Below are 19,544 nucleotides of genomic sequence, written 5' to 3' on the forward strand. Positions count from 1 at the left end.
ATTTGCGGCGCCCCGCGGCGGTTAAGCTTCAGTTTCATTGACACGCAATCCTAGTAGGTGGTGCGACAGCAGGACGCCGCGAAAGATCAGGCCAGCAGGCCGGCGGCGGCCAGTGCCTTGCGTACATAGTCGTGGTTGGCCTCGGATAGAGGGGTCAGCGGCAGGCGGATACCGCCTTCCATCCTGCCCATCTGCTGGAGCGCCCACTTGACCGGGATCGGGTTGGCCTCGATGAACATGGCCTTGTTCAGCCCGATCAGCTCCATGTGCAGGCGGCGCGCGGTGACGACGTCGCCCTTGAGCGCCGCGACGCACATCTCGTGCATCTTGCGCGGTGCCACGTTGGCGGTGACCGAGATATTACCGTGGCCGCCCAGCAGGATCAGCGCAACCGCGGTGGGGTCATCGCCGCTGTAGATGGCAAAGCCTTCCGGCGCGTCCTTGATCAGCTGCGCGGCGCGGTCGATATTGCCCGTCGCCTCCTTGACGCCGACGATGCCCGGCACCTGCGCCAGGCGCAGGATGGTCTCGTTGTTCATGTCCGCGACCGTACGGCCCGGCACGTTGTACAGCAGCACCGGCAGCTCCACCGCTTCGGCGATGGTGCGGAAATGCCGGTACATGCCTTCCTGGGTCGGCTTGTTGTAGTACGGCACGACCTGCAGCGACGCATCGGCGCCCACCTTCTTGGCGAAGGCGGTCAGCTCGATGGCCTCCTTGGTGGAGTTGCCGCCGGTGCCCGCGATGATCGGGATGCGCTTGCCGGCCTGTTCCACGGCAACGCGGATCAGTTCGCAGTGCTCCTCGACGGAAACCGTCGGGGACTCGCCGGTGGTGCCCACGATCACGATGCCGTCGGTGCCTTCGGCCACGTGCCAGTCGACCAGTGCGCGCAGGGCCGGGAAGTCCAGGCTGCCGTCTTCATGCATCGGGGTAACGATGGCGACAATGCTGCCGGTAATCTGTGTCATAACGTTAAGGAATTCGGGATGCGAATAACGGGATTGTACCGGAACCGCAGGCCGCCTCGACCGCCGCCCGGACAGGGGTTGATACCAACTGTTTCAACGTGTGCAGCGGCATTCTCGCCGACAGCGCCGTGCCTGGCTCAGGCGTCGAGCCGGTAGCGTGCCGGCGCGGGCGCATCGGCGCCGCCAGCCGCCTCGCGCACCGCACATATCCGCTGCACGAAGGCTGTTTTCGGCACTTCGACCAGGCCATCCTCATAGGCGACTACGCGCAGGCCATGCTGGCGCGCCACTTCGAGCAATTCGCCCGGCCGCAGCAGGAAATCCGGCCGCGACGGCTTGCCGACGGTTTCATTGCCCGCGGCAAAGGTTTCATAAATCCACATGCCGCCGGGCGCCAGTGCCGCCGCCAGGTGCGGCCACAGCGGCCGGTGCAGGTAGTTGGTGACGACGATGGCGTCGAACGGCGCCTCGCCGGCCAGCGGCCAGGCGCCCTGCTCCAGGTCGGCCACCCGGCCGGTCACGCCGGCCGGCAGGCCGGCGATGGCCTCGCCGTCGCGGTCGACGGCCAGCACCGTGTAGCCGCGTGCCGCCAGCCAGGCGGCATGGCGGCCGCTGCCGCAGGCCAGGTCCAGCACCCGCGCGCCGGGGCGCAGCAGGCGGGCCCAGCGGGCAACCCAGGGGGATGGCGCCGAAAGCCCGGCATGCGATAGCGTCATGGCGTTCCCCTGCACGTCAATGCAGCAGCATCACGATCGGGCGCAGCATCAGCTCGATCAGCGACATCAGCACATTGACCACCGGCGTCATCCAGATCGTGGTGATCACGCCCGCGGCCACCAGCGCCAGCACCACGAAGATGCCGTACGGCTCGATGCGCGACACCGCGCGGGCAATGCCCTGCGGCAGCAGCGCGGTCAGCACGCGGCCGCCGTCCAGCGGCGGCACCGGGAACAGGTTGAAGGCCGCCACCACCAGGTTGACGCGCACGCCCGCCAGCGCCATCTCGCCGAAAAACGGCTCGCGCACGCCGCCCCAGGTCAGGCCGATGGCCAGCAGCACCCAGACGAAGGCCTGCACCACATTGCTGGCCGGCCCGGCCAGCGCCACCCACATGCCGTGCCAGCGCGGGTTGCGCAGGCGCTCGAACGCCACCGGCACCGGCTTGGCATAGCCGAACACGAACTGGCCGCTGGTCATGATGTAGAGCAGCAGCGGCACCGCGATGGTGCCGATCGGATCGATATGGCGGATCGGGTTCAGGCTGACGCGCCCGAGCGCATAGGCCGTGTCGTCGCCGAAAAGCTTGGCCACGTAGCCATGCGAGGCCTCATGCAGCGTGATGGCGAACAGCACCGGCAGGGCATAGACCGCGAAGGTCTGGATAAGGGAGGAATCCATGGCCCCTATTGTAACGGCCCGGCGCCGCCCAGGCGCACGCTCGTGCACCCGCCAGGCGGGGTGGCAGCGCCCGGGGAAGTCAGAGCCCGAAGCGCCCGACGTCGCCGCGGCCCGCGCGGATCAGCTCGGGCTCGCCGCCGGTCAGGTCGATCACCGTGGTCGGCTGCGCCGGCGCCGGGCCGCCGCACACCACCAGATCAAGCTGCTTCTCGAGCCGCGCGCGGATTTCCGCCGGGTCGTTGAGCGGCTCTTCGTCGCCCGGCATCTGCAGCGTGGCCGAGATCAGCGGCTCGCCGGTCTCGCCCAGCAGCGCCAGCGGAATCGCGTGTTCAGGCACGCGCACGCCGATGGTCTTGCGCGCCGGGTGCGACAGCCGCCGCGGCACCTCCTTGGTCGCCTCCAGGATGAACACGTACGGGCCCGGCGTGGCGCCCTTGAGCCAGCGGTACTGCCGGTTGTCGACGCGCGCAAAGTTGCCGAGCTCGGACAGGTCGCGGCACATCAGCGTCAGGTGGTGGCGGTCATCGATGCCGCGCAGCCGGCGCAGGCGCTCGACGGCGGCCTTGTCGTCGAGCCGGCAGGCCAGCGCATAGCTGGAATCGGTCGGCAGCGCAATCAGGCCGCCCTTCTGCAGGATCTGGGCGGCCTGCTTGACCAGGCGCGACTGCGGATTGAGCGGATGGATCTCGAAGTACTGTGACATGGACCAGGGTGGCGGATTCGGACAGATCGGAGCGGAATCTGGGGGGTACCCCGGCCAGGCCGGGCTTGCACCTACCAGTCGTGCCAGACCGGCGTCACCGTCGACGGCAGCGGCGGCAGCTTGCCCAGCTCAACGCGCCCTTCGCCAGGGCCGTGGAAGTCCGAGCCACGCGAGGCCAGCAGCCCGTAGTGGCGGGCCACCGCGGCATAGCGGCGGTACTGGTCGGGCGTGTGGCTGCCAGTCACGACCTCGACGGCGCCACCGCCCAGGGCGGTGAATTCATCGAACAGCGCGTCGTGCTGAGTATCGGTGTAATTGTAGCGGCCCGGGTGCGCCATCACGGCGATGCCGCCGGCGGCGCGGATCCAGCCGACTGCGTCGGCCAGGCTGGCCCAGCGGTGGCCGACATAGCCGGGGCGGCCTTCCGACAGGTACTCGCTGAAGACCTCGCCCACGGTGGCGCAACGGCCCTGGTCGACCAGCCAGCGCGCAAAGTGCGTGCGCGAGATCAGGTCCGGGTTGCCCACGTGCTGCAGCGCCCCTTCATAGGCGCCTGTGATGCCCACTTTTGCCAGCGCCTCGGCAATATCGCGCGCGCGGCGCGCGCGGCCCGAGCGGGTATCGGTCAGGCCGTCGATCAGTTCCGGGCAGTGCGGGTCGATCTGCAGGCCGACGATATGCACGGTCTGCCCGGCCCAGGTCACCGAGATCTCCACGCCCGGCACATAGCGCATGCCGAATTCCTCGGCCGCGGCACGCGCCTCGGCCTGCCCGCCCAGTTCGTCGTGGTCGGTCAGGGCCCAGAACGCGACACCCGCGTCGCGGGCGATTTCCGCGATGGCGCGCGGCGCCAGCGTGCCGTCGGACACGGTGGAATGGCAATGCAGGTCGGCATTGATGGCGTGGGCGTTTTGCATGGGGCCATTCTACTCCCGTCGTCCCCTCCATGCGTGACGCCGGCGCCCCCTGGAAAGCCATGCCAAAGCCCTGCCGGCAACGCTGGCGTGGGCGGAAACGGGCGATGTGCGGGGTATAGTCGGGCCTTGCACCGTCTTTTTGCGGGCACCTGGCGTGCCCGCCATGCCCAATGTCCACCGCTACCCCTCTCGCACCAACCCCCGTCACCACCACCGATGTCCTGATCGTGGGCGCCGGCCCGGTCGGGCTCTTTGCCGCGTTCCAGGCCGGCGTGCTCGGCCTCAGATGCGAGCTGATCGATGTGCTCGACCGGGCCGGCGGCCAGTGCACCGAGCTCTATCCCGAAAAACCGATCTACGACATCCCCGCCGTGCCGGGCTGCCTGGCGCAAGACCTGGTCGACCGGTTGCTGGAGCAATGCGCGCCGTTCGCTTTCCCGATGCACTTCGGCCAGCGCGCGGAGAGCCTGTCCGAAATCCCGCGGCAGCCGGCACCTGACGGGCATGCCGCCCATGAGCGCCTGCTGGTCACCACTGACGGCGGCAAGCGCTTCGATGTCTCTGCGGTGCTGATCTGCGCCGGCGCGGGCGCGTTTGCGCCGCAGCGTGTATCGCTGCCGGAAGCGCCGGCACTGGAAGGCCGCCACGTGCACTACGCCGTGCGTGATGTGTCGCGCTTTGCCGGCAAGCGCGTGGTGGTGGCCGGCGGCGGCGACTCGGCGCTGGACTGGGCGCTCGCGCTGCGCAAGGTGGCCGCGCGCGTGACTCTGCTGCACCGGCGCGAAGGCTTCCGCGCGGCCGACGGCACCGTCGCGGAAATGCGCGAGGCAGTGGCGGCCGGCGAGATGGATTTCGTGGTCGGCATGCTCGGCGCCCTGCGCACCGAAGGCCAGGACGGCCCGCTGACCGAGGTCGAGGTGCGCACCCGCGACGGCAGCACGGTGCTGCCCGCCGATGAACTGGTGGCGCTGTACGGCCTGGTGTCCGAGCCGGGCCCGATCGCGCAGTGGGACATGGACATGCGCGCCGGCCGCATCCTGGTCGACACCACCACTTATGAAAGCTCGCGCCGCGGCATCTTTGCCGCGGGCGATATCGCCTACTACACCAACAAGCAGAAGCTGATCCTGTCAGGCTTCCACGAGGCCGCGCTGGCGTTGCGCCGCGCCTACCACTACGCCTTCCCGGAAAAGGCGCTGGTGCACGTGCACACCAGCAACAATGCCGCGCTGAAGGAAAAGCTGACGCACGCCTGAGCGGCGGCGCCAGCGCTCACACCGCGCTACAGAACGATTCCACCAGCTCCGCCACCGCCGCGGGCTGGTCGTGATGCAGCATGTGGCCGGCATCATCGACCACGGCTTCACGGAAGTCGCGGAAGGCGCGGAAGCGCTCCTTGAATTCGTCGATGGCCTGCTTGTGGGCGATATTGCGCAGCGTTGCAGAATCGCGCGCTTCCACATGCAGCACTGGCGCGCTGACCTGCTCCCAGATCGCCATCACCTCATCGAGCCGGTACAGCATCGGGTTGACCAGCTTGTGCGCCGGATCTCCCAGGATCTCCCAGCGGCCCTCCGCATTGCGGCGCGACCAGTGCGCGGCCAGGAAGGCGGCACGGTCGTCGGGCAAGCGCGGGTTGGTCTTCTGCAGCCGGGCGGCAACGCCGTCCACGCTGTCATACGTCTTCAGCGCCGAGCCGGTGCGCAGTTCGTCGAGCCAGCGCGCATAGCGCTTCGGCGCATGCACCGGCCGCGTCGCCGTCATACCGAAGCCCTCCAGGTCCACCACGCGGCGCACGCGCTGCGGGCGGATGCCGGCATACAGGCAGATCACGTTGGCGCCCATGCTGTGGCCGACCAGGTCGACCTGGCCGTCGGGCTCATAGTGGTCGAGCAAGGCCTCCAGGTCGGCGATATAGTCGGCGAACCAGTACGACTGCGTGCCCGGGTAGCGCGTGGGCCAGTCGCTCTCGCCAAACCCGCGCCAGTCCGGCGCAATCACATGCCAGTCGCCGCGCAGGTGGTCGACCAGGAACTGGAACGACGCGGACACATCCATCCAGCCATGCAGCATGAACAGCTTGCGCGCGCCGGGCTGGCCCCAGTGGCGCACGTGGTAGCGCAGTCCGCGCAACGTGATAAATTCAGACCGCGAGGTTTCCTTGATTGTCATTGTCTCCACCCTTGCGCGCGGGTCTTCCTGCCGCCGGGCGCGGCGCCACGGGGGCTGGCGAGGGAAGCCCACGCAAAATAGAACGATCGTTCGCTTGCGCGCATTATAGCGGCCGCCGCCATTCCGGGGGCCCCGTGGCCGCGCGAGCCGGACCTACCGGAGACCTTGGATGGCCGCAGCTGCCTTGCCGGCAAGCCGGCGCGACGACTATCGCGCCCTGTATGAATCCTTCCGCTGGGAAATCCCCCCGCATTTCAATATCGCCGAGGCCTGCTGCGGGCGCTGGGCGCGCGACCCGGCCACGATGGACCGCATCGCGGTCTATACCGAGCATGAGGACGGCCGCCGCAACGCGCATACCTTTGCCCATATCCAGGCCGAAGCCAACCGCCTGTCGGCGGCGCTGCGCGCACTGGGCGTGGCGCGCGGCGACCGCGTGGCAATCGTGATGCCGCAGCGGATCGAGACCGTGATCGCGCATATGGCGATCTACCAGCTCGGCGCCATCGCCATGCCGCTGTCGATGCTGTTCGGGCCCGAGGCGCTGGCCTACCGTATCGCACACAGCGAAGCCAATGTGGCGATCGCGGACGAGACTTCCATCGACAATGTGCTGGCCGCGCGCCCGGAATGCCCGACGCTGGCCACCGTGATTGCCGCCGGCGGCGCGCATGGCCGCGGCGACCACGACTGGGACGTGCTGCTGGCCGCGCAGCTGCCGACTTTTGTCGCCGAGCAGACCAAGGCCGACGAGGCCGCGGTGCTGATCTACACCAGCGGCACCACCGGCCCGCCCAAGGGCGCGCTGATCCCGCACCGCGCGCTGATCGGCAACCTGACCGGCTTTGTCTGCTCGCAGAACTGGTATCCGCAGGACGACGACGTGTTCTGGAGCCCGGCCGACTGGGCCTGGACCGGCGGCCTGTGGGATGCGCTGATGCCGGCGCTGTATTTCGGCAAGCCCATCGTCGGCTACCAGGGCCGCTTCTCCGCCGAGCGCGCCTTCGAGCTGCTGGAGCGCTACGCCGTCACCAACACCTTCCTGTTCCCGACCGCGCTCAAGCAGATGATGAAGGCCTGCCCCGAGCCGCGGCAGCGCTACGACATCAGGCTGCGTGCGCTGATGAGCGCCGGCGAGGCCGTGGGCGAGACCGTGTTCGGCTGGTGCCGCGATGCGCTGGGCGTGATCGTCAACGAGATGTTCGGCCAGACCGAGATCAACTACATCGTCGGCAACTGCACCGCGCAGAACGACGACAAGCAGCTGGGCTGGCCGGCACGGCCGGGCTCGATGGGGCGTCCCTATCCGGGCCACCGCGTGCAGGTGATCGACGACGAAGGCCAGCCCTGCGCGCCGGGCGAGGACGGCGAGGTCGCGGTATGCGCCACCGACAGCGCCGGGCATCCGGACCCGGTGTTCTTCCTCGGCTACTGGAAGAACGAAGCCGCCACCGCGGGCAAGTACGCCGAGCGCGACGGCCTGCGCTGGTGCCGCACCGGCGACCTGGCGCGCGTCGATGCCGATGGCTACCTGTGGTACCAGGGGCGTGCCGACGATGTGTTCAAGTCCTCGGGCTACCGCATCGGGCCGAGCGAGATCGAGAACTGCCTGCTCAAGCATCCGGCGGTGTCCAACTGCGCCGTGGTGCCCTCGCCCGACCCCGAGCGCGGCGCCGTGGTCAAGGCCTTCGTGGTGCTGACACCGTCGGTGGCGCGCTCGTTCGACAGCGACGCGGCGCTGGTCACGGAGCTGCAGGCGCATGTGCGCGGCCAGCTGGCGCCGTATGAATACCCGAAGGCGATCGAATTCATCGACCAGCTGCCGATGACCACCACCGGCAAGATCCAGCGGCGCGTGCTGCGCTTGCTGGAGGAAGCGCGCGCGGGCAAGCGCGCCTAGGCAGGAAAGACCCGCTCGCAGAGGAAATCGACCAGCGCCCTCACCTTGGGCGAGGGATGCCTGCTCGCCGGCCAGAGCACGTGAAAGGCCTTGGCTGGCCCCACATGGCCAGCCAGTACCTGGCACAGGCTGCCATCGGCGAGCTGCTCGCGGATGGCGAAATCCGGCAGGCAGGCAATGCCCAGGCCGCGCAGCGCAAAACACAGGCGCGTCTCGATGTTGTTGCAGATCATCGATGTCGGCAGCGCCAGCTCGGGCTCGCCCGGCGCGCGCCGCAGCGGCCAGGCCTCGAGCTTGCCGGTGTGCGGGAAACGGTAATGCAGGCAGGCATGGCCGGTCAGGTCGGCAGGCAGCTTCGGCGTGCCACGCTGCGCGAGGTAGTCGGGCGATGCCACCAGCATCGCCTGGAACGCACCCAGCCTGCGTGCCGACAGGCGCGAGTCGGCGGGCTCGCCGGTGCGGACCACCGCATCGAAGCCCTCCTCGATGACATCGACCAGCTGGTCGGTGAAATCCAGGTCCAGCTCGATGTCCGGATACGCGCGCATGAAGTCGCCCAGCACGGGCAAGACCAGTGAACTGACCAGCGGCAGGCTCACCCGCAGGCGGCCGCGCGGTGCCGCGGTGGCTTCGGCCAGCTCCAGCTCCGCCGCTTCGATCTCGGCGAGCACGCGGCGGCTGCGCTCCAGGAACAGCGTGCCTTCGGCGGTCAGCGTCACGCTGCGCGTGCTGCGGTGGAACAGCCGTACGCCGAGCCTTTCTTCCAGCCGCGCCACGCTCTTGCCGACGGCGGAGGCCGACACCCCAAGCAAGCGCCCCGCCGCGACAAAACTGCGGGTCTCGGCCACCTGCACAAACACTGCGAAGCCACTGAGGCTGTCCATGATGCCCCCGATTGCGGACACAAAGTTCCGGAGAAAAAGGAACTGTAGCCCACTTTTTCTTTAATGGCCGGGTCCTTATCGTGAGCGGGTCGTTCATTGAACAAGGATTCGCTGTGTCCCTCCCCACGATTGCACCGCCCCCGGGCGTGTCCCCTGCATTCCCCGCGCCCGTGAGTGCGCGCATCGACGCCGTGGTCCGGCAGGCGCTGGAGCAACGGCGACTGGTCGGCGCCGTCGTGCTGGTCAGCCGTGACGGCGAACTGGTCCACCGGCAGGCGGCAGGCCTGGCCGATCGGGAAAGCGGACAGCCGATGCGCATGGATGCGGTCTTCCGGCTGGCTTCGGTAAGCAAGCCGATCGTCTCCGTGGCGGCACTGGTGCTGGTCGCACAAGGCCGGCTCGAGCTTGACCAGGGTATCGACCGCTGGCTGCCTGAATTCCGCCCGCGCCTGGCCGATGGCCGACCGGCACGTATCACGGCGCGGCAACTGCTCAGCCATACCGCGGGGCTGGGCTATCGCTTCTTCGAGTCTGGCGAAGACGGACCCTATGCCCGCGCCGGCGTCTCCGACGGCATGGACGACGCCACCATCAGCCTGGCGGAGAACCTGCGGCGCATCGCCAGCGTGCCCTTGCTGTACGAACCGGGTACCGCGTGGGGCTACTCGCTCGCGACCGACGTGCTGGGCGCGCTGATCGAGCGCGTCCATGGCACGCCGCTGGACACCGCAGTGCGGCAGCTGGTGACCGGCCCGCTGGGCATGGCCGACACCGGCTTCGTGGCACACGACGTGCACCGCGTGCCGACCCCGTACGTGAACGACAGCCCGCACCCGCACCGCCTGCGCGAAGGCGAAACCGTGCCCGTGCTCGAAGGCACGGTTGGCATTCCCTACAGTCCCGCACGCATCTTCAATGCGCGGGCCTTCCCCTCCGGCGGGGCGGGCATGGCGGGCACGGCGCAAGACTTCCTGTGCCTGCTGGAGAGCTTGCGCCAGGGCGGCGGCGCGTTGCTGCCATCCGCCCTGGTCGAGGACATGGCGCTCGACCAGACCGGCGGCCTGGACCTGCCCGATGCGCCGGGAACCGGCTTCGGGCTGGGCTTCTCGGTGCTGCGCGATCCGCGCCGGGCGGGCTCGCCGGAAGCCGCCGGCACCTGGCGCTGGGGCGGGGCCTACGGCCACGCCTGGTTCGTCGACCGCAGCCAGGGGCTGAGCGTGGTGGCGTTCACCAACACGCTGTACGAGGGCATGTCCGGCCGCTTTGTCACCGACCTGCGCGACGCGGTCTACGGTGTCGCCCCCACAGCCGCGTAACCATCCAGGCAACACATCAGTCCTTATCCAGGCGCCAACATGACCACAGCCACCAACACGCTTGCGAACGATGCACAGCCGGACACGCGGCCTGCGCGGCTACCGCTTCCGGCACTGCTTGCGCTTGCCGTCGCAGGCTTCATCACCGTCCTGACCGAGGCCTTGCCGGCGGGGCTGCTGCCGCAGATCGGCGCGGGCCTTGCCATCTCCGAGCCGCTTGCCGGCCAGTTCGTCACCATCTACGCCTTCGGTTCACTGGTGGCCGCCATGCCGCTGACGGCGGCTACGCAAGGGCTGCGGCGGCGGCCGCTGCTGCTGCTTGCCATCGCGGGCTTTGCCGTCGCCAACGCCGTGACGGGCTGGTCCGGCAGCTATGTCCTGACGATGGCGGCGCGCTTCCTTGCGGGGGTCTCGGCCGGACTGCTGTGGGCGCTGCTGGCTGGCTATGCCGCGCGCATGGTTCCCGATCACCTCAAGGGTCGTGCCATTGCTGTCGCGATGGTTGGCATCCCCCTGGCCTTGTCGCTGGGCGTGCCATCCGGGACCTTCCTCGGTGCGTTCATGGGCTGGCGCGCGTGCTTCGGCATCATCAGCGTGCTGACGCTGGGACTGATTGCCTGGGTGCTGGCGAGCGTGCCGGATTTTGCCGGCCAGCCCGCCGGCCAGCGGCTGCCGATCGCGCGCGTGTTCACCGTGCCGGGCGTGCGTCCGGTGCTGTTCGTGACGCTCGCCTTCGTGCTGGCGCACAACATCCTCTACACCTATATCGCGCCGTTCCTGCGAGCCGGCAACGCCGGGGCACGGCTTGACCTGGTCCTGTTCGTGTTCGGCGTGGCCTCGCTCGCCGGCATCTGGATCACCGGCGTGCTGATCGACCAGTGGCTGCGGGCGCTGACGCTGGCCAGCACGCTGCTGTTCGGGCTTGCGGTGCTGGCGCTTGGGGCCGGGGGCGGGCACCCGGCCGTGGTCTATGCCGCGGCCGCGATCTGGGGCCTGGGCTTCGGCGGCGTCTCAACGCTGTTCCAGACGGCGCTGGCGAAGACCGCCGGCAAATCCGCGGACGTGGCCCAGTCGATGCTGGTCACGGCCTGGAATATTGCCATTGCCGGCGGCGGCGTCATCGGCGGGCTGCTGCTCGATGGCTTCGGGATCGGCGCATTCCCGCCCGTGCTGGCTGCGCTGCTCGCCGCAACCTGGCTGGCGGTCTGGTCGGCGCGCAAGTATGGCTTTCCGCCGCGCGGCTGAGGCACTGGGCGGCAGCACTAACCGGCCGATGCCTCCAGCCAGGCCAGTTCCTCTTCATCGAAGCCCGCAGCGCGCCGCGCATCGAGATTGAACGGCCCGCGCAGCTTCGGCGCGCGGTACTGCCCGGCCAGCTGCGCGTAGGTGGCAACGGGGTCCAGGCCGCGCTGCGCGCACAGCCAGCGGTACCAGTGGTTGCCGATGGCGACGTGGCCGACCTCGTCGCGCAGGATGATGTCGATGATGGCCGCGGCGGCGTGGTCGCCGGCGCCGGCCAGCCTGGCGCGCACCGGCGGCGACGCATCGAGCCCGCGCGCCTCCAGCGTGCGCGGCACCAGCGCCATGCGCGCAAGCACGTCGCCGGCGGTCTTGTCGGTCATCTCCCACAGGCTGTTGTGGGCAGGGAACTCGCCGTAGGCCGCGCCCAGCGTGCCAAGGTGGTCGGCCAGCAGCGAGAAGTGGTACGCCTCTTCATCGGCCACGCGCAGCCAGTCGCGGTAGTAGCCGGGCGGCATGCCGGCGAAGCGCCAGGCCGCGTCCAGCGCCAGGTTGATGGCATTGAACTCGATATGGCACAGCGCATGGATCATCGCCGCGCGCCCGGCCGGGGTATGCAGCGAGCGGCGCCGCTCGACGTCCTGCGGCGCCACCAGCGGCGGCCGCGCGGGGCGGCCGGGGATGGCCTGGCCGGCATCGGCCTGGATCGCCTCGCCGGCGGCAAGCGCCTCGTCCGGCAATGTCGTCACATGGCGGTAAAGTGCCCGCGCCGCCACGGACTTTTCCCGAGGATCCGTCATGCACAACACCGCCAGCGCCTGGTGGCGCGGCGAAAGTGACGGTTCGGGCAAGGCGGCGGCGGGTGTTTTTTCTGGCATGAGCGTAAAATCCGGGTCTGCCGCCATTGTAGGGCCTGGCCGGTGCCCGACTGCCGGGCAAGCCGCGCAGTCGCCGTGGCGCCGCGCGCCCGCACTCCACCCTGGCCCTTTAAAGTCCGGCGGCAACCCCCACTTCAACAAAAGCCTTTCGTGCAGGAGACCCCATGGCGCTTTACCAGCTCGGCGACGTCAAGCCCAATATCGACAGCGATGCCTACGTGGCCCCCGAAGCCACCGTCATCGGCAACGTGACCCTCAAGTCCCGCGCCAGCGCCTGGCCCGGTGTCGTGATCCGCGGCGACAACGAACCGATCGTGGTGGGCGAGGACACCAACATCCAGGAAGGCTCGGTGCTGCATACCGACCCGGGCTGCCCGCTGACCCTGGGCGACAAGGTCTCGATCGGCCACCAGGCCATGCTGCATGGCTGCACCGTAGGCGAAGGCTCGCTCATCGGGATCCAGGCCGTGGTGCTGAACCGCGCCGTGATCGGCAAGGAATGCCTGGTCGGCGCCGGTGCCGTGGTGACCGAGGGCAAGGTCTTCCCGGACCGCTCGCTGATCCTGGGCGCGCCGGCCAAGGTGGTGCGCCAGCTGACCGACGCCGACGTCGCCAACCTGTACCGCAACGCCGAGACCTACGCCACCCGGCAGGCCATGTACAAGCAACAGCTCAAGCGGATCGGCTGACGACCGCGGCGGCACTTACCGAATCATCGACAGATTATTGTGACCGATACCACCACCCCCGACACCCTGCAGAAATTCCTGTTCGACGCGGCTCCCGTGCGCGGCGAGCTGGTGCGCATGGAAGCCACCTGGCAAGAAGTGCTGGGCCGCCACAGCTACCCCACACCGGTGCGCCGGCTGCTGGGCGAGATGATGGCCGCCGCGGCGCTGCTGTCGGCCAACCTGAAGTTCAACGGGGCGCTGGTGATGCAGCTGCACGGCGACGGCCCGGTGCGCATGCTGGTGGTGGAATGCCTGTCCGACCTGTCGATGCGCGCCACCGCCAAGCTGGCCGAGGGCGCGCACATCGCCGACGACGCCACGCTGGCGCAGATGGTCAACGCCCACGGCCACGGCCGCTTTGCCATCACGCTGGATCCGAAGGACAAGCTGCCGGGCCAGCAGGCGTACCAGGGCATCGTGCCGCTGGCCGACGCGCATGGCCCGCTGGGCTCGATCAGCGCCGTGCTGGAGCACTACATGCAGGCGTCCGAGCAGCTCGACACGCGCCTGTGGCTGGCGGCGGACGACCACGTCGCCGCCGGCATGCTGCTGCAGAAGCTGCCGGCCTACGGCGGCACCGCGGAAGTCGGCGAGACCGGCGCGCCGCTGGCCAGCCATGCCCGCGCGCAGGACCTGGACACCTGGGACCGCGCCGTGCAGCTGGGCGCCACGCTCAAGGCCGACGAACTGCTGGCCGAGACCCCCGACACCCTGCTGCGCCGCCTGTTCTGGGAAGACCTGCAGGCCGCCGGCCTGCGCGTGTTTGAGCCGCTGACGCCGCATTTCCATTGCTCCTGCTCGCGCCCCAAGGTGGCCGGCATGCTGCAGTCGCTGGGCCAGGAAGAGATCGAAGGCATCATCGCCGAGCGCGGCCAGGTCGAGATCCACTGCGACTTCTGCGGCCTGCGCTATGAGTTTGATCCGGTCGACTGCGCCCAGCTGTTCTCGGCCACCCATATCGCCACCGGCGCCGGTGCCGGCGCGCACCAGCACCACTGAGCGGCAGGCGCGGGGCGGCACGGCGGAAACAACCGCCTTGCCGTCCTGTCCAACGGCTGTACGATGGCAGCATCCAGCTGCCCCAAGCAAGCCTGAGTACAGCCATGTCCGCCCGAGCCACCCCCTCCCTGCCTGAATCTCCCGCCATCGTGCCGGCCGTGCTGCGCTGCCTTGCCGCCTGCGCCGCGACCGGCGCACTGCTGCTGGCCGCAGGCTGCGCAGAGCTGCCGCGCGACGTCAACGGCTCGCCGCCCACGGCGCGGCTGGCGCCCAACGCCATCCCGCCAGCGCCGCTGACGGCCGACGACAAGCAGAAGCTCGACACGCTGAACCAGCAGATACTGCGCGAGCAGGCCGCCGCGATCGCGCTCGACCAGCAGGCCGCGGCCGCGCGCGCGGCTTATGGCTATCCGAACACCAGCTGGAACCTGTATTACGGGGGATGGGGTGGTGGCCACTGGGGCGGCGGCGTCAGCGTCGGCATGCCCGGCTGGGGCTGGGGCGGTTATCCGTACGGCTGGTGGTGACAGGCAGGCGGCGGGCTGGATGCAAGCCCACCGACAGCGAGAGGCAAGGCGCCCCTTAGTGGCCACCTCTTCCGGCGACCGAATTCGCCGGCGGCGGCAACGGCGGTGTCGCGCTGACCTTGGGCGCCGGCGCGACAAACTGCACGAAGACCTCGCCTTCCCTCACCATGCCCAACTCATAGCGGGCACGTTCCTCGATCGCGCCGGTGCCGTCCTGCAGGTCGGCGACTTCCCCTTCCAGCTTGGCGTTGCGCAGCTTGAGCGTCTGGTTGCGGGTGCCCTGCTCGGTCAGTTGCCGGTTCAGGTCCCACACGCGCAGCCAGCCGCCCTTGCCCAGCCAGAGCGGGTACTGGATGGCAAGCAGCAGCACAAACAACAGCAGCGAGATCAGGCGCATGAAAGATGGCGGACAGGAAATTCCGCACAATGATCTGCGAACTCAGCCCGGAAGGCAATTGCCAGGCAGATTTCGATACAAAAACGGCGGCGGCCAGGGAATCCCGGCCCCCGCCATTCCATCCGCTTGCTGCCGCTCCCGCGCAAGCGGGAACGGCAGGGCAAGGTGTCAGCGCAGGTTGTAGAACGCGCCCTTGCCCGGGTAGCTGGCGATATCGCCGAGGTCTTCCTCGATGCGCAGCAGCTGGTTGTACTTGGCCATGCGGTCCGAGCGCGACAGCGAGCCGGTCTTGATCTGGCCGGCGTTGGTGCCCACGGCGATATCGGCAATGGTGCTGTCTTCGGTCTCGCCCGAGCGGTGCGAGATCACGGCGGTGTAGCCGGCGCGCTTGGCCATCTCGATGGCGGCGAAGGTTTCGGTCAGCGTGCCGATCTGGTTGATCTTGATCAGGATCGAGTTGCCGATGCCCTTCTCGATGCCTTCCTTCAGGATCTTGGTGTTGGTGACGAACAGGTCGTCGCCCACCAGCTGCACGCGCGTGCCCAGCTTCTCGGTCAGCGTCTTCCAGCCGTCCCAGTCGCCTTCGGCCATGCCGTCCTCGATCGACACGATCGGGAACTTGTCGCACAGGTTGGCCAGGTAGTCGGCGAACTGGGTCGACGACAGCTTCAGGCCTTCGCCTTCCAGCTGGTACACGCCTTCGCCTTCGTGGTAGAACTCGCTGGCGGCGCAGTCCAGCGCCAGCAGCACGTCTTCACCGGCACGGTAGCCGGCCTTCTCGATGGCCTGCACCACAGTGTTCAGGCATTCCTCGTTGGACGAGAAGTTGGGGGCGAAGCCGCCCTCGTCGCCGACCGCGGTGGACATGCCCTTGTCGGCCAGGATCTTCTTCAGCGCGTGGAAGATCTCGGCGCCGCAGCGCAGGGCTTCGCGGAAGCTGGTCTGCGACACCGGCATGATCATGAATTCCTGGATGTCCAGGCTGTTGTTGGCGTGCGCGCCGCCGTTGACGATGTTCATCATCGGCACCGGCAGTTGCATCGCGCCCGAACCGCCGAAGTAGCGGTACAGCGGCAGGCCGGCTTCTTCAGCGGCGGCCTTGGCAACGGCCATCGACACCGCCAGCATGGCGTTGGCGCCCAGCCGGCCCTTGTTCTCGGTGCCGTCGAGGTCGATCAGGGTGCGGTCCAGGAAGGCCTGCTCGGAGGCATCCAGGCCCATGATGGCTTCGGAGATTTCAGTGTTGATGTGCTCGACGGCCTTCAGCACGCCCTTGCCCAGGTAACGCGACTTGTCGCCGTCACGCAGTTCGATGGCTTCGCGCGAACCGGTCGAGGCGCCCGACGGCACTGCCGCACGGCCCATCACGCCGGATTCCAGCAGCACGTCGCATTCGACGGTGGGGTTGCCGCGCGAGTCGAGAACCTCGCGACCGATGATATCTACGATTGCACTCATGAATTCCTCTCTGACTGTTGATTCTTGCTGCTGCTGATTACTTCAACCTGTGCCCGTGTCAGGCGCATGTCAAACTGCCCGACAACCCTCAGGCAGCGCCTTCCACCACGATCATGTTCATCTTTGCCGCGTGCTCGCGCGCCTTGCGGGCGGCGCGATAGGCTTCGCCGTCATGGAACGACCTGGCGGCTTCATAGCTGGGGAATTTCAGCACCACGACGCGGGTCGGCGCCCACTCGCCCTCCAGCGGCTCGGTCTTGCCGCCGCGCACCAGCACCTCGGCGCCATGGACCTGCATGGCCTTGCTCGAGAGCACTTTGTATTCTTCGTACTGCTGGGGGTCGGTCACGTCGACGTAGGCGATGATATAGCCCGCGGCCATGGAGAATCTCCCGATTTTTTGTATTGTCTTTCGATATGGTTTGTCACCACCGGCATTGCGGTGGTGACAAGACCGGGCCTGCTCAGGCGCAGGCCGGCCAGCCGAAGTTGTCTTCCAGGAAACCGGCGCGCTTGACCAGCGTGTCCAGGTCCTTGAGCACGGCCAGCAGTTCCTTCATGCGCGACAGCGGCACCGCGTTGGGGCCATCGGACATGGCCTTGCTCGGGTCCGGGTGCGTTTCCATGAACAGGCCCGCCACGCCGGTGGCGACGGCGGCGCGCGACAGCACCGGCACGAACTCGCGCTGGCCGCCCGAGCTGGTGCCCTGGCCGCCCGGCAGCTGCACCGAGTGGGTGGCGTCGAACACCACCGGGGCACCGGTCTCGCGCATGATCGCCAGCGAGCGCATGTCGGACACCAGGTTGTTGTAGCCGAACGAGACACCACGCTCGCAGGCCATGAAGACATCGTCAGGCAGACCGGCTTCGCGCGCGGCGTCGCGCGCCTTGTCGATCACGTTCTTCATGTCATGCGGCGCCAGGAACTGGCCCTTCTTGATGTTCACCGGCTTGCCGCTCTGGGCGCAGGCACGGATGAAATCAGTCTGGCGGCACAGGAAGGCCGGCGTCTGCAGCACGTCCACCACGGCAGCGACGGGCTTGATCTCGTCGATCTCGTGGATGTCGGTCAGCACCGGCACGCCGATCTCGCGCTTGACGGTGGCCAGGATCTCCAGGCCCTTCTCCATCCCCAGGCCGCGGAACGACTTGCCGGACGAACGGTTGGCCTTATCGAACGACGACTTGTAAATGAACGGGATGCCCAGTTCGGCGGTGATGGCCTTGAGCTCGCCGGCCGTATCCAGCGCCATCTGCTCCGACTCGATCACGCACGGACCGGCGATCAGGAAGAACGGCTTGTCGAGGCCGGCCTCGAATCCACAGAGTTTCATGACTGTCTCTCCTGCTTGCCGCCGGGGCTTACGCGCCCTTGCGCTGCTGGCTGGCCAGCGCGGCTTCGACGTAGGCCTTGAACAGCGGGTGGCCGTCACGCGGCGTCGAGGTGAATTCCGGGTGGAACTGCACGCCGACGAACCAGGGGTGCATCGACTCGGGCAGCTCCATCATTTCCGGCAGGTTCTCGGTCGGCGTGCGCGCCGAGATCACCATGCCGGCCTTTTCCAGCGTCGGCACGTAGTGGTTGTTGACCTCGTAGCGGTGACGGTGGCGTTCATTGACCTCGGCGCCGTAGATCGTCGCTGCCTTGGTGCCTTCCTTGACCGGCACGCGCTGGGCGCCCAGGCGCATGGTGCCGCCCAGGTCGGAATCGGCCGAGCGCTGCTCGACCTTGCCTTCGCGGTCCACCCACTCGGTGATCAGCGCGACCACGGGGTGTTCGGTTTCCAGGTTGAACTCGGTCGAGTTGGCATCGGTCATGCCGGCCAGGTGGCGGGCAAACTCGATCACGGCCAGCTGCATGCCCAGGCAGATGCCCAGGTACGGGATCTTGTTCTCGCGGGCGTACTGGATCGCGCGGATCTTGCCTTCCGTGCCGCGCTTGCCGAAGCCGCCCGGCACCAGGATGGCGTCGAGCGGGGCCAGCACTTCGAGGTGGCCCGATTCCAGTTCCTCGGAGTCGATGTACTCGATGTTGACGCGCGTGGCGGTGTGCATGCCGGCGTGGCGCAGGGCCTCGATCAGCGACTTGTACGACTCGGTCAGGTCGACGTACTTGCCGACCATGCCGATGGTGATCTCGTGCTCGGGATTTTCCTGGGCGTTGACCAGCTTCTGCCACATCGACAGGTCGGCGGGCTTGGGATCCAGGCGCAGTTCCTCGCAGATCAGGCGGTCCAGGCCCTGCTCGTTGAGCATCTGCGGGATCTTGTAGATGCTGTCCGCATCCCACACCGAAATCACGGCGTCTTGCGGGATATTGGCGAACAACGAGATCTTGGCGCGCTCGTCGTCCGGGATCGGGCGGTCGGCGCGGCACAGCAGCGCGGTCGGCGAGATGCCGATTTCACGCAGCTTCTGCACCGAGTGCTGGGTCGGCTTGGTCTTGAGCTCGCCAGCGCTGGCAATGAACGGCACCAGCGTCAGGTGCACGAAGGCGCAGTGGTTGCGGCCCATGCGCAGGCTCATCTGGCGCGCGGCTTCCAGGAACGGCAGCGATTCGATGTCACCCACGGTGCCGCCGATTTCCACCAGCGCCACGTCGGCCTTGCCGTCGTGCGACGCCGCGGCGCCCCTTTCGACAAAGGCCTGGATCTCGTTGGTGATATGCGGGATCACCTGCACGGTCTTGCCCAGGTATTCGCCGCGGCGCTCCTTGCGGATCACCGATTCGTAGATCTGGCCCGTGGTGAAGTTGTTCGACTTGCGCATCTTGGCCGAGACGAAACGCTCGTAGTGGCCGAGATCGAGGTCGGTTTCAGCACCGTCTTCCGTGACAAACACCTCGCCATGCTGGAAGGGGCTCATCGTGCCGGGATCGACGTTGATGTAGGGATCTAGCTTGAGGAGGGTGACTTTGAGGCCGCGCGACTCAAGAATGGCCGCGAGCGAGGCAGCAGCGATGCCCTTGCCGAGAGAAGAGACGACGCCACCGGTGACGAAGACGAATTTGGTCATAAACCGAGCTTGCCGGGGAAATCGGGATTATACATGAGA

The 19,544-nt window shown here is 68.0% G+C and carries 20 protein-coding genes; 7 read left to right on the forward strand and 13 right to left on the reverse strand.

All coding sequences use genetic code 11. The annotated features are described in order from the left end of the window. Positions 1-86: 86 nt before the first annotated feature. The 5 genes from dapA to AC3WRI_RS11170 all read right to left on the reverse strand — a co-directional run bounded on the left by dapA (position 87) and on the right by AC3WRI_RS11170 (position 3,989). A complete protein-coding gene (gene dapA / locus AC3WRI_RS11150; RefSeq protein WP_010808980.1) occupies positions 87-971 on the reverse strand; it encodes a 4-hydroxy-tetrahydrodipicolinate synthase in 885 nt (294 codons plus the stop codon). Positions 972-1,108: 137 nt separating this feature from the next. Beyond that, the gene (locus AC3WRI_RS11155) at positions 1,109-1,687 is read right to left on the reverse strand and encodes a class I SAM-dependent methyltransferase (RefSeq protein ID WP_011614930.1); all 579 of its coding nucleotides are present in this window, start codon (positions 1,685-1,687) and stop codon (positions 1,109-1,111) included. Positions 1,688-1,703: 16 nt separating this feature from the next. Continuing rightward, on the reverse strand, positions 1,704-2,369 hold the full coding sequence (locus tag AC3WRI_RS11160; RefSeq protein ID WP_010808982.1) for a site-2 protease family protein: 666 nt from the start codon (positions 2,367-2,369) through the stop codon (positions 1,704-1,706). Between the two features lie 79 nt (positions 2,370-2,448). Continuing rightward, entirely contained in the window at positions 2,449-3,072 is a 624-nt protein-coding gene (locus AC3WRI_RS11165) for an L-threonylcarbamoyladenylate synthase (protein WP_010808983.1), read from the reverse strand. A gap of 71 nt (positions 3,073-3,143) precedes the next feature. Further along, positions 3,144-3,989: a 3',5'-nucleoside bisphosphate phosphatase gene (locus AC3WRI_RS11170; RefSeq protein WP_439671511.1), complete on the reverse strand. Its 846-nt coding sequence runs from the start codon at positions 3,987-3,989 to the stop codon at positions 3,144-3,146. A 170-nt stretch (positions 3,990-4,159) separates the two neighbouring features. Between AC3WRI_RS11170 and AC3WRI_RS11175 the strand changes: the two genes are divergently transcribed. Further along, positions 4,160-5,245 carry an NAD(P)/FAD-dependent oxidoreductase gene (locus AC3WRI_RS11175; protein ID WP_010808985.1) on the forward strand — a complete coding sequence of 362 codons (1,086 nt, stop codon included), beginning with the start codon at positions 4,160-4,162 and terminating at the stop codon, positions 5,243-5,245. Positions 5,246-5,261: 16 nt separating this feature from the next. Here AC3WRI_RS11175 and AC3WRI_RS11180 read toward each other — a convergent pair whose 3' ends face one another. Further along, a complete protein-coding gene (locus tag AC3WRI_RS11180) occupies positions 5,262-6,161 on the reverse strand; it encodes an alpha/beta fold hydrolase (protein ID WP_058696906.1) in 900 nt (299 codons plus the stop codon). A 169-nt stretch (positions 6,162-6,330) separates the two neighbouring features. Here AC3WRI_RS11180 and AC3WRI_RS11185 point away from each other — a divergent pair, with 169 nt between their 5' ends. Next, positions 6,331-8,061 (forward strand): acetate--CoA ligase, encoded by a 1,731-nt coding sequence (locus AC3WRI_RS11185; protein ID WP_492293334.1) that lies wholly within the window; start codon positions 6,331-6,333, stop codon positions 8,059-8,061. On the opposite strand, the gene AC3WRI_RS11190 is transcribed toward AC3WRI_RS11185, so the two are convergent. Beyond that, positions 8,058-8,945 carry a LysR family transcriptional regulator gene (locus AC3WRI_RS11190; RefSeq protein ID WP_011614926.1) on the reverse strand — a complete coding sequence of 296 codons (888 nt, stop codon included), beginning with the start codon at positions 8,943-8,945 and terminating at the stop codon, positions 8,058-8,060. The genes AC3WRI_RS11185 and AC3WRI_RS11190 overlap by 4 nt on opposite strands. A gap of 113 nt (positions 8,946-9,058) precedes the next feature. On the opposite strand from AC3WRI_RS11190, the gene AC3WRI_RS11195 reads away from it, so the two are divergent. Continuing rightward, entirely contained in the window at positions 9,059-10,261 is a 1,203-nt protein-coding gene (locus AC3WRI_RS11195) for a serine hydrolase domain-containing protein (protein WP_439671509.1), read from the forward strand. Between the two features lie 39 nt (positions 10,262-10,300). Continuing rightward, complete coding sequence (locus AC3WRI_RS11200; RefSeq protein ID WP_439671508.1) at positions 10,301-11,506, forward strand: MFS transporter; 1,206 nt, start codon at positions 10,301-10,303, stop codon at positions 11,504-11,506. A gap of 17 nt (positions 11,507-11,523) precedes the next feature. On the opposite strand, the gene AC3WRI_RS11205 is transcribed toward AC3WRI_RS11200, so the two are convergent. Beyond that, positions 11,524-12,405 carry a ferritin-like domain-containing protein gene (locus tag AC3WRI_RS11205; protein WP_492293335.1) on the reverse strand — a complete coding sequence of 294 codons (882 nt, stop codon included), beginning with the start codon at positions 12,403-12,405 and terminating at the stop codon, positions 11,524-11,526. 137 nt (positions 12,406-12,542) lie between these two features. Here AC3WRI_RS11205 and AC3WRI_RS11210 point away from each other — a divergent pair, with 137 nt between their 5' ends. The 3 genes from AC3WRI_RS11210 to AC3WRI_RS11220 all read left to right on the forward strand — a co-directional run bounded on the left by AC3WRI_RS11210 (position 12,543) and on the right by AC3WRI_RS11220 (position 14,635). Then, a complete protein-coding gene (locus AC3WRI_RS11210; protein ID WP_010808992.1) occupies positions 12,543-13,067 on the forward strand; it encodes a gamma carbonic anhydrase family protein in 525 nt (174 codons plus the stop codon). A gap of 39 nt (positions 13,068-13,106) precedes the next feature. Beyond that, on the forward strand, positions 13,107-14,108 hold the full coding sequence (hslO, locus tag AC3WRI_RS11215; protein ID WP_492293336.1) for an Hsp33 family molecular chaperone HslO: 1,002 nt from the start codon (positions 13,107-13,109) through the stop codon (positions 14,106-14,108). A 104-nt stretch (positions 14,109-14,212) separates the two neighbouring features. Next, complete coding sequence (locus tag AC3WRI_RS11220) at positions 14,213-14,635, forward strand: hypothetical protein (RefSeq protein ID WP_011614921.1); 423 nt, start codon at positions 14,213-14,215, stop codon at positions 14,633-14,635. 55 nt (positions 14,636-14,690) lie between these two features. Here AC3WRI_RS11220 and ftsB read toward each other — a convergent pair whose 3' ends face one another. The 5 genes from ftsB to pyrG all read right to left on the reverse strand — a co-directional run bounded on the left by ftsB (position 14,691) and on the right by pyrG (position 19,505). Beyond that, the gene (ftsB, locus tag AC3WRI_RS11225) at positions 14,691-15,032 is read right to left on the reverse strand and encodes a cell division protein FtsB (protein WP_010808995.1); all 342 of its coding nucleotides are present in this window, start codon (positions 15,030-15,032) and stop codon (positions 14,691-14,693) included. A 168-nt stretch (positions 15,033-15,200) separates the two neighbouring features. Continuing rightward, positions 15,201-16,490: a phosphopyruvate hydratase gene (gene eno / locus AC3WRI_RS11230; protein ID WP_010808996.1), complete on the reverse strand. Its 1,290-nt coding sequence runs from the start codon at positions 16,488-16,490 to the stop codon at positions 15,201-15,203. Between the two features lie 88 nt (positions 16,491-16,578). Beyond that, entirely contained in the window at positions 16,579-16,872 is a 294-nt protein-coding gene (locus tag AC3WRI_RS11235) for a DUF1330 domain-containing protein (protein ID WP_058696912.1), read from the reverse strand. An 82-nt stretch (positions 16,873-16,954) separates the two neighbouring features. Then, positions 16,955-17,824, reverse strand: coding sequence for a 3-deoxy-8-phosphooctulonate synthase (gene kdsA / locus AC3WRI_RS11240; protein ID WP_010808998.1), 870 nt, complete (start codon positions 17,822-17,824; stop codon positions 16,955-16,957). Positions 17,825-17,852: 28 nt separating this feature from the next. Beyond that, complete coding sequence (gene pyrG / locus AC3WRI_RS11245) at positions 17,853-19,505, reverse strand: CTP synthase (RefSeq protein ID WP_010808999.1); 1,653 nt, start codon at positions 19,503-19,505, stop codon at positions 17,853-17,855. Positions 19,506-19,544 lie beyond the last annotated feature (39 nt).

The organism is Cupriavidus sp. FW305-27 (genome assembly GCF_058787995.1).